The organism is Streptomyces sp. NPDC090442 (assembly GCF_044769405.1).
GTDB lineage: Bacteria > Actinomycetota > Actinomycetes > Streptomycetales > Streptomycetaceae > Streptomyces.
Genome location: NZ_JBIVXW010000009.1, coordinates 46,933 through 61,007 on the forward strand (window position 1 = coordinate 46,933; position 14,075 = coordinate 61,007).

Annotated in this window: 16 protein-coding genes; 8 read left to right on the plus strand and 8 right to left on the minus strand. The window is 71.1% G+C overall.

Features of this window, described 5'->3' with window-relative positions:
* Window positions 1–198: 198 nt before the first annotated feature.
* The 3 genes from ACIQU6_RS09120 to ACIQU6_RS09130 all read right to left on the minus strand — a co-directional run bounded on the left by ACIQU6_RS09120 (window position 199) and on the right by ACIQU6_RS09130 (window position 2,658).
* A complete protein-coding gene (locus tag ACIQU6_RS09120; RefSeq protein WP_403480986.1) occupies window positions 199–648 on the minus strand; it encodes a spore-associated protein A in 450 nt (149 codons plus the stop codon).
* Window positions 649–775: 127 nt separating this feature from the next.
* Window positions 776–1,663, minus strand: coding sequence for a lysozyme (locus tag ACIQU6_RS09125; RefSeq protein ID WP_403480987.1), 888 nt, complete (start codon window positions 1,661–1,663; stop codon window positions 776–778).
* Between the two features lie 338 nt (window positions 1,664–2,001).
* A complete protein-coding gene (locus ACIQU6_RS09130; protein WP_403480988.1) occupies window positions 2,002–2,658 on the minus strand; it encodes a transglycosylase SLT domain-containing protein in 657 nt (218 codons plus the stop codon).
* Between the two features lie 554 nt (window positions 2,659–3,212).
* Between ACIQU6_RS09130 and ACIQU6_RS09135 the strand changes: the two genes are divergently transcribed.
* Window positions 3,213–3,425 (plus strand): hypothetical protein, encoded by a 213-nt coding sequence (locus ACIQU6_RS09135; RefSeq protein ID WP_403480989.1) that lies wholly within the window; start codon window positions 3,213–3,215, stop codon window positions 3,423–3,425.
* 128 nt (window positions 3,426–3,553) lie between these two features.
* Here the strand turns inward: ACIQU6_RS09135 and ACIQU6_RS09140 are convergent, their stop codons facing one another.
* The 4 genes from ACIQU6_RS09140 to ACIQU6_RS09155 form a co-directional block, all read right to left on the minus strand.
* Entirely contained in the window at window positions 3,554–4,246 is a 693-nt protein-coding gene (locus ACIQU6_RS09140) for a transglycosylase SLT domain-containing protein (protein ID WP_403481097.1), read from the minus strand.
* A gap of 964 nt (window positions 4,247–5,210) precedes the next feature.
* Entirely contained in the window at window positions 5,211–6,452 is a 1,242-nt protein-coding gene (locus ACIQU6_RS09145) for a beta-ketoacyl-[acyl-carrier-protein] synthase family protein (protein ID WP_403480990.1), read from the minus strand.
* Window positions 6,449–6,682, minus strand: a complete 234-nt coding sequence (locus ACIQU6_RS09150; protein WP_403480991.1) for an acyl carrier protein — start codon at window positions 6,680–6,682, stop codon at window positions 6,449–6,451. The genes ACIQU6_RS09145 and ACIQU6_RS09150 overlap by 4 nt, the downstream gene beginning before the upstream one ends.
* A gap of 301 nt (window positions 6,683–6,983) precedes the next feature.
* The gene (locus ACIQU6_RS09155; RefSeq protein WP_403480992.1) at window positions 6,984–7,502 is read right to left on the minus strand and encodes a MarR family winged helix-turn-helix transcriptional regulator; all 519 of its coding nucleotides are present in this window, start codon (window positions 7,500–7,502) and stop codon (window positions 6,984–6,986) included.
* A gap of 230 nt (window positions 7,503–7,732) precedes the next feature.
* Here ACIQU6_RS09155 and ACIQU6_RS09160 point away from each other — a divergent pair, with 230 nt between their 5' ends.
* From ACIQU6_RS09160 to ACIQU6_RS09175, 4 genes are all read left to right on the plus strand, one after another.
* On the plus strand, window positions 7,733–8,143 hold the full coding sequence (locus ACIQU6_RS09160) for an organic hydroperoxide resistance protein (protein ID WP_274911985.1): 411 nt from the start codon (window positions 7,733–7,735) through the stop codon (window positions 8,141–8,143).
* A gap of 128 nt (window positions 8,144–8,271) precedes the next feature.
* The gene (locus tag ACIQU6_RS09165; protein WP_403480993.1) at window positions 8,272–9,636 is read left to right on the plus strand and encodes a PP2C family protein-serine/threonine phosphatase; all 1,365 of its coding nucleotides are present in this window, start codon (window positions 8,272–8,274) and stop codon (window positions 9,634–9,636) included.
* Window positions 9,637–10,058: 422 nt separating this feature from the next.
* Window positions 10,059–10,346 carry a DUF6400 family protein gene (locus ACIQU6_RS09170; RefSeq protein WP_403480994.1) on the plus strand — a complete coding sequence of 96 codons (288 nt, stop codon included), beginning with the start codon at window positions 10,059–10,061 and terminating at the stop codon, window positions 10,344–10,346.
* A 2-nt stretch (window positions 10,347–10,348) separates the two neighbouring features.
* A complete protein-coding gene (locus ACIQU6_RS09175; RefSeq protein WP_403480995.1) occupies window positions 10,349–10,573 on the plus strand; it encodes a hypothetical protein in 225 nt (74 codons plus the stop codon).
* A gap of 31 nt (window positions 10,574–10,604) precedes the next feature.
* Here ACIQU6_RS09175 and ACIQU6_RS09180 read toward each other — a convergent pair whose 3' ends face one another.
* On the minus strand, window positions 10,605–11,576 hold the full coding sequence (locus ACIQU6_RS09180) for a S41 family peptidase (RefSeq protein ID WP_403480996.1): 972 nt from the start codon (window positions 11,574–11,576) through the stop codon (window positions 10,605–10,607).
* Between the two features lie 441 nt (window positions 11,577–12,017).
* Here ACIQU6_RS09180 and ACIQU6_RS09185 point away from each other — a divergent pair, with 441 nt between their 5' ends.
* From ACIQU6_RS09185 to ACIQU6_RS09195, 3 genes are all read left to right on the plus strand, one after another.
* A complete protein-coding gene (locus tag ACIQU6_RS09185; protein WP_403480997.1) occupies window positions 12,018–12,389 on the plus strand; it encodes a hypothetical protein in 372 nt (123 codons plus the stop codon).
* Window positions 12,289–12,888: a hypothetical protein gene (locus tag ACIQU6_RS09190; protein ID WP_403480998.1), complete on the plus strand. Its 600-nt coding sequence runs from the start codon at window positions 12,289–12,291 to the stop codon at window positions 12,886–12,888. Before ACIQU6_RS09185 ends, ACIQU6_RS09190 begins: the two co-directional genes overlap by 101 nt.
* Before the next feature lie 298 nt (window positions 12,889–13,186).
* A complete protein-coding gene (locus ACIQU6_RS09195) occupies window positions 13,187–14,056 on the plus strand; it encodes a hypothetical protein (RefSeq protein WP_403480999.1) in 870 nt (289 codons plus the stop codon).
* Window positions 14,057–14,075 lie beyond the last annotated feature (19 nt).

The following is a 14,075-nucleotide window of genomic DNA, read 5'->3' on the forward strand; positions in this document are numbered from 1 at the left end:
GTTGGTGCACATACCGGTAGTTGGCGAAAAAGCTCCACAAGTGCCGCAGTTCACAAGGCAGTCCGCGCAGACCCGAGTGGGCCGCACCTGGGGTATGTCGAGACTGCGGGGCCGTACCGGGCCGCCGCCATCACCGACGAAACCGCACGGGTGCGACCCACCGGATGGCCAGTGAACTTCCTTACCCGTCAGACCAGTTCAGCGACTGTTCGCAACCCCGGGCACCAGTCGCCCGCAGTTCGAGTCGGCAACGCTCGCGCTCACCTTCTCGATGGTCCCGCCCCAGTCCACGCACTGCCCCTTCGCCGCGAGATAGACCGGCCCGGCGTAGGTGGTGTACTGCCCGCTGTCCATCACCGGTCGCGAACTGTGGTCCGACGGCCCGAGGGCGGCGCGCACCAACACCGGCTTCCCGGGCGCCTTCCGGACCGTCACCACACAGTTCTTTCCGGTCTTCGCGCTGTACGTGAGATAGACGGTCCCCTTTCCGGCGACCGGTACGGAATTCACCACGCCGTACCCGCTGCCGCACGCCCCGTTGTACGCACCGGGTGCCGGCGCGGCCGAGGCGGTGGTGGCCAGGCCCAGGGTGGCGACGCCCGCCAGAGCCAGGGCCGCGGAACCGGCGATGAGAGAAGAACGCTGCATGGAAAACCCCCGTCAGGTGGTGTCCGTCGCGTGGTCATGCACCGCTGTGATGGATGCACCGTGTTGGACACCGGCCGGACGGGGATGGTTGTACGCGCCTTCCGCCAGTACGGATGTACCTATTCGCTCAGTCGTCGTCCTCGCTGTTGGCCTCGCCGTTGGCCAGCACCTTCAGCCTGCTGAGCGGGCCGTTGAACCGGTTGTGGTCGCCGACGGTGTGCCCCGAGGAGGTGTGCTGCCAGATGCTGTGGAACCGCCAACCGGCCGGCAGGCTCCCGACGGACGGGCCGTAGCGCGGGATCCACAGCGGGTTGGTCCGCCCGAACCGGCCGGAGTTGCCGGTGCACCGCTTCCACCAGTTCGTCGAGGTGTAGATCACCGCGTCCCGCCCCGTCTCCGCCCGGTAGGCGCGCACGAAGTCGGCGATCCAACGGACCATCTCCCCATGGGACTTGCCGTAGCAGGTCGCGCCGTAGGGGTTGTACTCCATGTCGAGTGCGCCCGGCAGGGTCCGGCCGTCCGCTGACCAACCACCGCCCTCGTGCGCGAAGAACCGCGCCTGCGAGGCGCCGCCGGAGTGGTCCGGCAGTGCGAAGTGGTACGCGCCGTGGATCATGCCGGCGTGGTACGAGCCGCGGTACTGCTGGTTGAAGTAGGGGTTCTTGTAGCTGGTCCCCTCGGTGGCCTTGACGTAGGCGAACCGCACCCCCATCCGTCGCAGCTTCCCCCAGCCGACGTTGCGGTTGTGGCTGGAGACATCGACGCCGGCCACGGACTTGTGCGACCAGGCCCCGCGCGGTTCCGAACCGCCGGAGCGCTCGATGCCCTCGTGCTCGGTGATGGTCGAGCCCATCCAGTCCTGCTCGGGGTGGGCGGGGGTCTTCCCGGCCTCCGGCGTGGCGATCGCCGTGTCGGGCAGCGTGAGGGGCAGTGCGAGCACGGTGACGAGTGAGACGAGAGAGCCGGCCGCCAGGCGGACCGTGCGCCGGGCCGGTGCGGATCTGCGCAAGGGCATCGCGTGCCTCCGAAGGACTTCGGTCGAGTCAGTTCCGGCAGCTTTTGAGCAGGAGTCTGCCGATGAAATGACTTATACGCTGAAATAGCGGGTTCTATGGCTCAACGGGCTCGCGGTCCGCCGTCCGGCCGGGCCATCTCACCCGTCTGGGCGGCCTCCGCGGGCCCTCGGTGCGAGCGCTGTGGCACATGACGAAGGGTCCCGGCAGTCGCACTGCCGGGACCCTCGTCCGCTCAGCGGCGAACGCGCCATGTCGCCGCTTCGCCAGTTCTCTCTATCGACCCCGTCGGGTCGTGTTGTCGTGCGCGTCGTGCGTCACGTCCGTCGTCGACGGTGGCTCAGTACGCCGAGTTGACGTTGTCGATGGAGCCGTAGCGGTGGGCCGCGTAGTTGGCGGCGGCGGTGATGTTGGCCACCGGGTCGGTGAGCTTATCGGCGGTGCCGGACACGTGGTAGGTGTCGAACGTGGGCTGGATCACCTGCAGCAGGCCCTTGGAGGGTATGCCGTTCTTGGCGTTGATGTCCCAGTCGTTCTGGGCGTTGGGGTTGCCGCTGGACTCCCGCATGATGTTGCGGTGCAGGCCCTCGTAGCTGCCGGGGATGCCCTTGGACTTCATGATGTCCAGGGACTGGCGGATCCAGCCGTCGAGGTTGTCGGTGTACTTGTTCGGGGCGGACGCGCGGTCGGCGGAGCGGCTGGCGGCCTGCTGGGCGGCGCGGTCCTGCTGGGCGACGGCGGTGACCTTCGCGTTGTCCGCGACGGAGGCGCGGATCGGGCGCTGGGTCGCGCTGTCGGCCTTGGTGGGCATTCCGTTGGCGTTCACCGGCTTGACCGCGGCGGGGGCGTGCGCGGCCGTGCTCGCGGCGTTGCCCGGGGCCGCGGTGACGGCCAGACCCGTGGTGGCGCCGGCGGCGGCCAGAACGGCCACGGCGACCTTGTGGGTACGGGTGATGCGGGTGATTCGGGCAGCGCGGGGCAGGGTGAAACTAGGCATGCGGGGGTGACCTCTTCCAGGTACGGGGAACGGGGAGGTGGCCATCGTTGGCGCGTTCGGACCGGAGGTTCTCGGCCGCGGATCGCCCTTGGGGGCGGGAGGTGCGGCGCGCTCTCGGTGCGACGAGATCCATGGTTAACGGCCGACCCGGCGGGTGGCAATGCCCCCCTGTACTACCCCTCATCGTGAGATGAGGGGCGATGTCCGAAATGCGGTAGTTTCAGGCCCTTGTTTATGGGCCTGGATCGCCTCGGCGTCGACTAGTGGGCCTCGTACGTGACGTACGTCGCGTGCCTGGGGTCACCTCCCGGGGCCCTCGCGGACCCCCCTTGAACCCCTTGCGAGTTACCTGGGTCACACCGCGAAGTGCCGCCCACGGCCCCCTACTTCGCGCCCCTGAGAAGCGTCGGAAGGGGGTCGGATTCCCGGATCCATCGATACGGCGGCGCCGATGGTCCGTTCGTAGCAGCGTCCGGGCTGTCGGAAGGCGGCGGGACGGCGGGTCCCCGAGAGTGAGACCACCCACAACCGCCACTCACCGTAAGGAAGTGCTCATGTTCCGTCGCCTCGCCGTCGTGCTCGCCGGGCTCGTCACCGCCGGATTCCTCGCCACCGGTGCCGCCGCCGCGGCCCCCGTCGACGACCACCGCGAACACCGCCACCATCAGCACCGCCTCACGCCCCGGGAACGCGAGGGACTCCGCATCGCCGGACACGTCCTCGACGTCCTCTTCGGTGGCCCGTCGCGCCATGACCACTTGTACTGACACGCGACAACGGCAATGGCCCTGCCCGCGAAGTGCGGGCAGGGCCATTGCCGTTGGGGTGCGCGCGCCGATGTGGCGCGGGTGCCGGCCGGGAGTCGCCTGGGGGCGTCCGGGCGCGGACTGGTGCCTCAGTAGGCGGAGTTGACGTTGTCGATGGAGCCGTAGCGGTGGGCCGCGTAGTTGGCGGCGGCGGTGATGTTGGCCACCGGGTCGTACAGGTCGTGCGGCGTGCCCTTGACGTGGTACGTGTTGAACGTGGGCTGGATCACCTGCAGCAGCCCCTTGGAGGGTATGCCGTTGCGGGCGTTGATGTCCCAGTTGTTGATCGCGTACGGGTTGCCGCTGGACTCCCGCATGATGTTGCGGTGCAGACCGTTGTAGCTGCCGGGGATGCCCTTGGACTGCATGATGTCCAGGGCCTCGCGGATCCAGCCGTCGAGGTTGTTGGCGTACTGCTTCGGCGCGGCGGCCTTCGGCGCCTGCTTGGTGATCTCCTTGCGCTCCGTGGAGCGGTTGGCGGCCTGCTCCGCGGCGTGACCCTGCTTGTCGAGCGAGGTCACCTTCAGGCCGTCCGAGATCGACGCGGTGATCGCGCGGTCCTCGGCGTTGTCCTGACCGGCGTTGTCCTTCGCGGCGACCGGCAGGCCGTTGGCGCCGACCGGCTTCACGACGGAGGAAGCCTGCGCGGCGGGGGCGTCCGCGTGGCTCGGGGCCGCCGTCATGGCCAGCGCGGCAGCGCAGCTCGCGGAGGCCACCAACGCCGCGGAGATCTTGTGCGTGCGGCTGAGGCGGACGGTACTGGGCAGGGAGAAATTGGGCATAGGCATGCGGAGGTGACCTCTTCCAGGGCTTGGTGGCGGGGGGAGATGGCCATCGGTGGCTTCTCAGGGGCCGAGGGTCAGTCCCGCGCTCGCCGCTCTGGCGGAGTCCGCAGGCTCGTTCTCGGTGCTACCGGAAACATGGTTAGCGCCGGCCCGGGATGGAGGCAATGATGCCGTGTACTACCCATCTTCGTGCGTTCAGGCGAGATGTCCGCTATGAGGCCTGAGATTTCGGCACCGCGCCGCCACGCACTCGACTAGCCCGGGTCGTACGTGACGTACGTCGCGTGCCCGGCATCACCGTCGGGGCCCCTCAAAGACCCCTCGGAACAGGGCACTTTGTTGCCTGGCTCACAGCCCGACGGGGCCGGTCCGCCGCTCCGGGCGACACCGGCCCCGTCGCTACGCGGTCACCCGGCGCGACGTCGCCGCGCCATCGCGCTGCCGGACCAGCGAGTCCACCGCATGCGAGGAGCGCGGCGCCGCCTGGGGCATCGACCGCCGCACAGAGCGGAACGCCAGCTCCCGCCGGGCGGCCGGTCGGCGCGCGTCCCGACACCGCGGCCCTCGGCCGCCATCGTCGCGACGGTGCCGGCGTTTCCCCCTGTCAGGCACGCCGAGGCCCGTCGCCGGTGCGCCACCTGCGCCTCGCTGAGGTGCGCCGGCACCCCGCCCAGCGCGAGCCGGGCGATCCGCCCCGGCGACAGTCGCTCAGCACTGCCCTTCCCGGGCAGATCCGCGGTCGCCACCTCCGCCACCGGCCCAGCTTGTCGTCCGCCCGCGGCCAGCCGAACATCCCCCAACGCCCCGCCGAGCACCGGTACGGGCTCGGCGCACCGCGCCGACCACCGCAGCACCCGGTACGCGCACGACACCCCGCCCGCCGACACGGAGCGGGTCGCTTCCTCGGGCGGGCTGCTGCCTTCTCGGAGAGGCCCGACGCCAACGGGAGCGCCCGGACCCGCTAGCTGCGGGTCAGCACGAGCGCCGCATTGTGGCCACCGAACCCCAGGGACGTCTTGACCGCGCAGTCGAACGCCGCCTGACGGGCCTCGGCATGCACCACGTCGACCGGGATCCTGGGGTCGGGCACCGTGAAGTTGGCGGTCGGCGGCACCAACTGCTGTTCCAGTGCCAGCACGGTCAGGGCGGTCTCGATCCCGCCCGCGGCGCCGAGCGTGTGCCCGGTCATCGCCTTCGTCGACGTCACCGACGGCTGCTCGCCGAGCACCCGGCGCAACATCACCGCCTCGATCCGGTCGTTCAACACCGTCGACGTGCCGTGCGCGTTTACATGCCCCACCTCGCCGGGCATGACGTCCGCGTCCGTGAGCGCGCTGCGCAACGCCCGCTCGATGCCCTGCCCCTCCGGGTCCGGTGCCACCGCCGCGTACGCGTCGCTGGACGCTCCGTAGCCGGCGATCCGCGCGCGGATCGGCGCCCGCCGGGCCTGCGCGTGCTCCGGCCGCTCCAACACCAGCAGCCCCGCGCCCTCGCCGACGACGAAGCCGTCCCGGTCCACGTCGAAGGGGCGGCAGGCCGCGGTGGGATCGTCCCGCCGGGTGGAGACCGCCCGCATCTGGCAGGCGCTGGCGATCAGCAACCGGGAGAGCACCGACTCCGCACCGCCCGCGATGGCGATGTCGCACGCACCGGCGCGCAACAGCTGGTGCGCGGTGCCCACCGCGACGGTTCCGGACGAACAGGCCGTCGCCACCCCCAGGCTGGGACCGTGCGCCCCAAGATCCATGCAGACGCTGCTGGCCGCACTGTTGACGACGGACAGCGGGGCCAGCTTGGGGGAGACCCGACGGGCGCCGTGCCCGGCCATCGTCGCGGACTGCTGGTCGTAGAACGGCAACCCGCCGTGGGCGGAGCCGATCACCACCGCGACCCGGCCGCTGTCCCAGGTCTCCGGGTCCAGCCCGGCGTCCGCGACCGCCTCCCGGGCGGCGATCACGGCGAGTTGGGAGAAGCGGTCCATCAACCTCTGGGTGGCCACCCCGAGCAGCGCGGTGGGGTCCAGATCCGCAGCCGTGTACATGAAGTCGCAGGGCAGATCGGCCAGTTCGGCCTGGTGCGTCACATTGCTGGGCACCACGTCATGGGTGACCGAGTGCCAGGTGGCCTTCGTCCCCACGCCCGCCGCGGTGACCAGGCCGAGCCCGGTCACGGCCGCGGCGAACGGCTTCTGACGGGCCGTCACGCCGCGACTTTGCCGTCGACGGCCGCCACCAACTGCCCCACGGTGTCGCGCGAGGTCAGCGACACCTCTTCGAGGTCGATGTCGAGCCGCTCCTCGATGAGCACCCGGAGCTCCTCCAGGGCGAGGGAGTCCAGCCGCAGGCTGCGCAGCGCGGTGTCCGCGGTGAGCTCGGCGGGCGCGACCCCGAACCGCTCCTCCAGCAAGGTGTTGACGACTTCTGCCGCGTTCACGTGGCGCTCCTCCGCTGCTCGTAGGCGTTGCTGCCAACCGTGTCCTGGGCGGGAATTCGCCGGTGGCTCCGGCTGGTTTGGCCACCCTTTATACGCCTTTGTTCCAGGCGCTCCCCAACCGTGGTAACTCGATGGGGTGATGGGCGCACCGGAGTGAGGGAGGGGCCCCTTCCCGGGTCGCGCGCACCGTGGGGCGGCCCGCTGTCTAACGCCGCAACCGCCCGCGGGGCACGGGCTCTACGCAGATCGGTGCGGGGCGCCGTCGATGGGCGCCCGCCGACGCCGGGTTCCTCTGCTTTCGTCAGGATTCGCCGTGCGACGCCTCGTCCAACGCGCCGGTGACCCGTCCCAACAGGCCGCGCAGTGTGCGGAGTTCCTCGACGGTGAGGCCGGTGGCGACCAGCATCCGACGCGGGACCGGCAGCGCCCGCTCGCGCAACTCCGTGCCGGCGTGGGTCAGCCGGATGATCACCGAGCGCTCGTCCTCGGGGCTGCGCTCCCGCTCCACCAGGCCCGCCGCCTCCAGGCGCTTGAGCAGCGGGGAGAGCGTCCCGGAATCCAGCCGCAGCCGCTCGCCGATGCGCTTCACCGGCTCCGGCCCGTGCTCCCACAGCACCAGCATCACCAGGTATTGGGGGTAGGTCAGCCCCAGCTCCTTCAGGGCGTCCCGGTAGACGCTCCCGAACGCGCGCGAGGCGGCGTGCAGGGAGAAGCAGACCTGGTGGTCCAGGCGAAGCAGCTCGGAGTCGGGGATGGCGGGGGCGGGGGGCTCGGGGGTGGGCGTGGCGGAGGTCGTGGGCGTGGGTGCGGGCCTGGTCATGGTCTCCAGCGTAAGCCCCGCGGTCTATTGAATTGTGCGCAATCTAGTTGCGCACAATTCAATTACGTGTCACTGTTGGGTGGTGTCCGGGACGGAGTGTCCGGCCCGCCCGCTTGGGGCGGTCTGCGGCTTGGCGCCCCTCCCCGTTCCCTTTCGTTGCGTTCCGTTCCATTCGGTTTCGTTTCGTTAATTCCCCTGTCTTTCCTTGTCTCCTCCTGAAGGGACCCCTCATGGACGCGCTCTACACCGCCGTCGCCACCGCCAACGGGCGCGAGGGCCGGGCCGTCAGCTCCGACGGTCAGCTCGACCTCGCCCTGGCCATGCCGCCGGCCCTCGGTGGTGACGGCGCCGGTACCAACCCGGAGCAGCTCTTCGCCGCCGGGTACGCGGCCTGCTTCGCCAGCGCGATGGCCAACGTCGGCCGTCAGATGAAACTGGACACCAAGGACGTCTCGGTCACCGCCGAGGTCTCCCTCGGCAAGGACGCCACCGGCTTCGGCCTCGCCGTCGTCATGCGGGTCGAGCTCCCGGACGCGCTGGCCGGCGAGACCGGCCGGCAGCTCGTCGAGGCGACGCACCAGTTCTGCCCCTACTCGAAGGCCACCCGCGGGAACATCGAGGTTGAACTGGTCGTCGAGTAGCGGGTTGTGGGGGAGCGGCGGCCGGGGGCGCGCGGGGCGTTCGGTGCCCGGGTCGAGATCGAGATCTGGAGCAATCCGATCAATCGAACTATCCGGGCATTTGCCTCATCTGAGTGCAACCATGGTGCATGCCCTCTCGACGGCCGACGCGCCTGCGCCAACGACCGGAACCGCGCCACATCCTGCTGCTGATCCCGGTCGGGCTCATCGTCGGGGTCTGCGTGGCCGACGTCGTCGCTCCGCCGTCCATCCACCTGGGCCCGCTCCTGGTCGCCGCTCCCGCCCTCACCGCCGCCTTCGCCGGCCCCGGTCCTACCGCCGCGATCGGTGGGCTGGCGATCGCCGCCCAGGTGGGCATCGGCCTCGCCCGCGACGTCCTGTTCACCGAGAACCTCGTTGCGCAGATCAGCGCCCTGATCGTGGTCTCGGCGCTGGTCTTCCTCTTCACCGTCGTACGGGAACGCAACGAACGGCGGCTCTCCCGGAGCCGCTCGGTGGCCGGCGTGGCGCAACAGGTCCTGCTCCGGCCGCTGCCGGCGCGCAGCGGCGACCTGGAGATCGCCTCGCTCTACCTCCCGGCCGAGGAGGAGGCGGAGATGGGCGGCGACCTGTTCGCCGCGGCCCGCACCTCCGCGAGCACCCGGTTGATCATCGGCGACGTCCGCGGCAAGGGCCTCCCGGCGTACAGTCACGCGGCCCTGATCCTCGGTGCGTTCCGCGCGGCCGCACACCGTCAGGCCACCCTGCCCCGCCTCGCCCGCCACCTCGACGGCGCGGTGCGCTGGGACAGCAGCCAGTGGCGAACTGCCGCTACCGCGTTGGGCGATGCCGATGTTGACTCTGGTGCTGGTGCTGGTGCTGGTGCTGGTGCTGGTGCTGGTGCTGGTGCCGGAGTTGGTGTCGATGTCAGTGAGGCGGGTCGGGATGGGGGTGTCGGGGGTGTCTCTGACGGGTCTCCCGTCACGCCCTACCCGGACGCTGGGCCCGACGTGGACCCCGCCTCCGATGTCAGCTTCGTCGACGAGACCTTCGCCACCGTCGCACTCATCGACATTCCCGACCGGCGCCCCGAACTGAACCTCGTCAGCTGTGGCCACCCGCCGGCCCTCCTGCTGCGCGACGGTCGGGCCCACGTCCTTGATCCCCGGTGCTCCGCGCTCCCCATCGGCCTCGGGCCCCTCGCCGGGCCGCCGGACTACGAGGTCGAGACCTTTCCCCTCCACCCCGGTGACCTGCTGCTCCTCTACACGGACGGGGTCACCGAGGCGCGGAACGCCGACGGCGACTTCTATCCGTTGGCCGAGCGCGCCGGCGCCTGGTGCCGGAGTAGCCCCCAACATGTCCTCCGACGACTGCGCGAGGAGTTGTTCGCGCACACCGGCGGTCGGTTGGCCGACGATGCGGCGGCGGTCGCGGTTCGTCGCCTGCCGAGCGGTTCGGGGCGTGCTCTCCGTCGGCGTCATCGTTCGGGCGCGGGGGGCGGGGGCGCTTAGCCGGGGGAGTGGGGAAGGGGGAAGAGGGGAGGGCCGGGGGTGAGGAGCTTCCGGGGGAGTGGGGGTGTGTTCTGCTGCTCGTCGGTGCGGTCGGTGCGGTCGGTGCGGTCGGTGCGGTCGGTGCGGTCGGCTCGGCCTGGCGGGCGGGGCCGGGGTCGGGTGGCTGGGGCGACCGGGGTGGCGATCGCCGCGCGGCCACTCCGGGCGCAGCGCGCGGACCTGTCTCTGAGCATGAAGTCCGTCACGCCCGAGGGTGCTGGTGTGCCGCTCCGCCCCGATATACCGGGCCTCCGGCGCCTCCTCGGAGCGATAAGCGGAGGCATCATCCGGCTGACGCTTCCTCAAGCCCGTCCCCCTTGCTAAATACGTCCGATCGGGGTTACTCGCCCGAATCGTCCGCAAGTGATACAGGAAGCGCAGCAATGACCGACTCCATCAGCCCCACCGGCTCCGGAGCCGACATATCCCGCGTCACCGGGATCTCGGCCGACGGCACCAGCGGAACCTTCGAGTTCGACCTCGCCGGCCACGAGGCCCGGCGACGGGCCGAGGTCTTGGCCGCCCTCGGGGACACCTGGGATCCCGCCGCGGCGCTGGCCGACGAGACGGCGGCCCAGCGGCTCCTCTACTCCGGCCTCGACGCCGACCAACAGGCCACCTACGACATGCTCGTCGCCGCCGGAGTGCTGCCGGCCGCCGGCCGGGACTGAGCATGCTTCCGCTCGACCCCACCGCCGACATCGGCCGCCGCGCCTGGGTCCCCTGTCCCCGCTGCCAGGACCACCAGGGCTGCCGGACCTGTGACGACAGGCGCACCTGCGGCGATCACTGGCGCTACCTGCTGTCCAACAAGGGCGGCCTGCTGCACCTCCAGTGCCCCAACTGCGCCCACCTCTGGGCCTGGGACTCCGGCTTCGGCGCCGGTACCCGCACCTGACGCGTATTCCTGACCAGGGGATCGCCGCTGATCAGGACGCCGGACCTCCCCTGAACTGGTCGGCGCCCCGCCGTGCCGCCTCGTGCGCCGCCTCCAATGCCCGCTCCGCCGGAACGGCGCGATCCGGTCGTACTCCCACCCCCTCCCAGTTGGTCCCCGTCACCGCGCTCACCGTCCGCGCGGTCGGCACCGTGACCGTGATGTGCTCGGTCACCGGATGCCGATCGGTCGGGTGCGCGCCGCCCCGGGTGGTCTCCCCGACGACCACCGCCCGCCCGTGCACCTGAAGGGTGTACGCCACGTCCTCGCCACCGGAGAACGTCCTCGCACTGGTCAGCGCGTACACCGGGCGGTCGAGGTAGCGGGGCGCCGGCAGATGTGACGCCGTCCAGTACTGCCGGGTGGAGTCGGTGGCCCGCGAGTAGATGTCGTTCAGGCGCACCTGGTCGTCGGGGAAGAAGTAGCTGCACCACAGGGCCGCGCCCTCGGGTGAGCCCCCGCGGCACTCCCGCAGGTCGAGCAGGAGCGCGCGGGTGTGGGCGACCAGCTCCATCGCCGCGCCGATCGCCCGGCCACCCTCGCCGGCATCCGCGATCCGCCGGATGTCTATCCGCCCTACGTTCCCGTCGAGTTGCTCCACGGCACGGATGCCCTGGTTCTCGGCCCGCAGCAACGCGAGGAAGGCGGCCCGCCCCGCGTCGTCGTCCTCCGGCGCCACGGACTGCGGTTCGTCCCGGCACAGCAGTCTGAGGTGCCGGTCCGGGCAGACCTCCTGGAGGTGCGCCGTCACCGCCGCACACAACCCCGGCCCGTGCAACGTGTCGTACGCGCCCGCCGCCAGCCGATCCCGTATGGCCACCTCGATCGTCGCCGCCCGCTTCGGGAACACATACTTGGCCACTATCCGGTCGAGCGCCGCCCCGACGATCTGCGCATTCCGCCGAGCGCCCAGGGCCCTGGGGCCCTGCGCCCCCATCGGCCCCTTCTTCCTCCGTCCTTCCACCTGCCCCTCCTCCTTTTTCCTCCTCCCCTTCTCCTCCGTCACCTTCGCATCCGCCCCCGCGTCTCGTCGCACGGTCGTCGACCCGTTCCCCTCTCCGCTCGCCCCGCGGCGAGCCGGACCCGGCCGGTGAGCCGAGGCGCCGGCCGCGCCGCGCACTGCTCTACGTCCCACGCCTTGCCCGTTGCCCACCTTTCCCTGCGGCCCTGCCCGTACGGCGCTAGCGTGCACACCGGATACGCGGCAGGCGCGAAACGCACGACACACGCGACGCTCGCATGAGGAACGAACAGCCCCGACGACGCTCAATCGCTGTCTGTGTTCCGCCTTTTGACTACGGGTCAGGGCCGCTCGCGTCCCTGACCCCGCCCGCACCGCACTCGCCCACCCCTCCCTCGTCTCTCACCTCGTTCCCGCCTCCCCTCCCGAGGAGTTGAGCCGTCCATGGAACCGTGCACCGCACAGCACGCACGATCGCTCTGGCTGGCGACCGAACCGCTGCACGCGGTCTGCTACTTCGACGACGACTGCCGTGCGCTGGGCAGGGACCTCGGCCTCAGGGGCTTCTGGATGGGCTACTTCGCCACCCGTACCGCCCCCCTCGGGACCATCGGCCCCGAGGTCGCCACTTCCGTGCTCGGCGTGTTCGCCCCCGGCATGGTGGCCCGTGCGCTGCCTGCCGCCTGGAGCATCGTCAGCCCCGACCGCGTCCTCGGTGAACGCGGCACCCGCGCCGCCCGCGCGCTCCGCGTCATCAACCCGGGGCCTGGACCGGTCCGCCACCGCGCTCCTGCCCCGTCTCCAGGCGCTCGTTGACGACGCCCCCGACACCGCCCGCCCGCTCTTCGCCGCCAACCGCGCGCTACGCGACCAGGCCGACCCCGTGGAAGGGCTGTGGCAACTGGCCACCACACTGCGGGAGTTCCGGGGCGATGCCCACCTGGCCGTGCTCGCCGACCGGGAACTGGACGCCTGTGAGGCGCTGGTGCTCGCCGCCGCCACCGGGCGCGTGCCACGGGACACGATGCGGGTGGACCGCGGCTGGACCGAAGAGGACTGGGCCGCCGCCACGGACCGCCTGCGCGCCCGGAACCTCGTCGACGCCCACGGTGATGCCACCGCCCTCGGCCACAGCGCACGCACCCGCATCGAGGAGGACACCGACCGCCTGGCCGCCCGCTTGCTCCGACCCCTCCCGCCGGCGGAGAGCGATCACCTCCTGGAGCTGCTGACCCCCCTCGCCCGCCGCGTCCTCGCCGCGGACCTGCTGCCGTTCCCCAACCCCATCGGCCTGCCGCGCCCGGACGCGCCGTAGCGCCGCCCCGCCCCGCGTCACCGCCGCGCACTGCTGCTCGACACCGGAACATCCGGTACCCCCTTCCGCCCGTCGGTACGACCGCTTCGAGCCGCCGACCTCGCACGATCCGACTGGTTCCGAAGGTAACTCCCCGCACTGACAATCGACTTCCGGCGCCGCCGCGCCCCCTGCCGGACGACGAGGTGATTGTCGGCTCGGCTACGACGTGATTGTCATCTATTGGTTCGATGGGTGCTTTGGGGTGCTTTGCAGCGACAGATCGGATCACCTCCGACGGAAGCGGCGTTGTCTGAGTATGGATCCGAGAGAATTGTGGGACCGCAACGCCGTACTGGCAGAAGCGTTCTGTCTTGGAGACGAACGTGTCCGGGAAGCGCAGGCCAGACTTGACGAGGCGCAGGCCGACCGCTCTCGCGTACTGGCGGCATTCGCGGTCACGGTGGGCAGCACGGGCGCGGTCGCCGGGCTGTTCGGGCTCAACGAACGGGAAGTCCGGGTCGCCCGGCGGACGGTGAGCAAGGACGACGCCCGGGCCGTCGCCGAGGAACTGCTGTCCACCGCCCGTACGCCGCCCAAGGAACCGGACGAGCCCGCCCCGGCGCCCGACTACACCGCCGACTACGCGGCCGCGGCCTCCGCCCAGCAGTCGTACGCCGCAACGGCACATCCGGCCGGCACCCGCCAGGCCACTGCGCCCCCCGGTTTCGCGACGGACCAGAACTGGTCACCCGCCATGGACGCGGTCCTGATCGGTAGTTGGCAGACCGGAGTGGACCTGCGTGAACTGGCCGCCGAATTCGGCCTGGACCTGTCCCGCCTGATGGCGCGCGCCCAGCAACTCTCCGCCCAGGGCCGGTTCTACCCCGGGCCCACCGAGACCCACGCGGGGCGTCACCGCCGTGGCCCCGGCGAGGCGCAGGACGGCGAATACACCATCCCCGCCCAGCAGACGACGTCCTGGAACACGGCGTCCGCCGCCCACCACATGACGTCCGCCGCCTGGCAGACGGGTGCGATGCCCTACGCCGACCCCGTCACCGATGTCACCGCCCTCGCCTCCGAATGGGACAGCGCCCTCGCCCCCTGGGGGACACTTGCGCCCGCCGCCCACGAGGAGCCCGCGCCCGCGTACCAGCCCTGGGCCCAATACCACCTCAGCTCCTAGTGCGCGAACGCGGAATCAG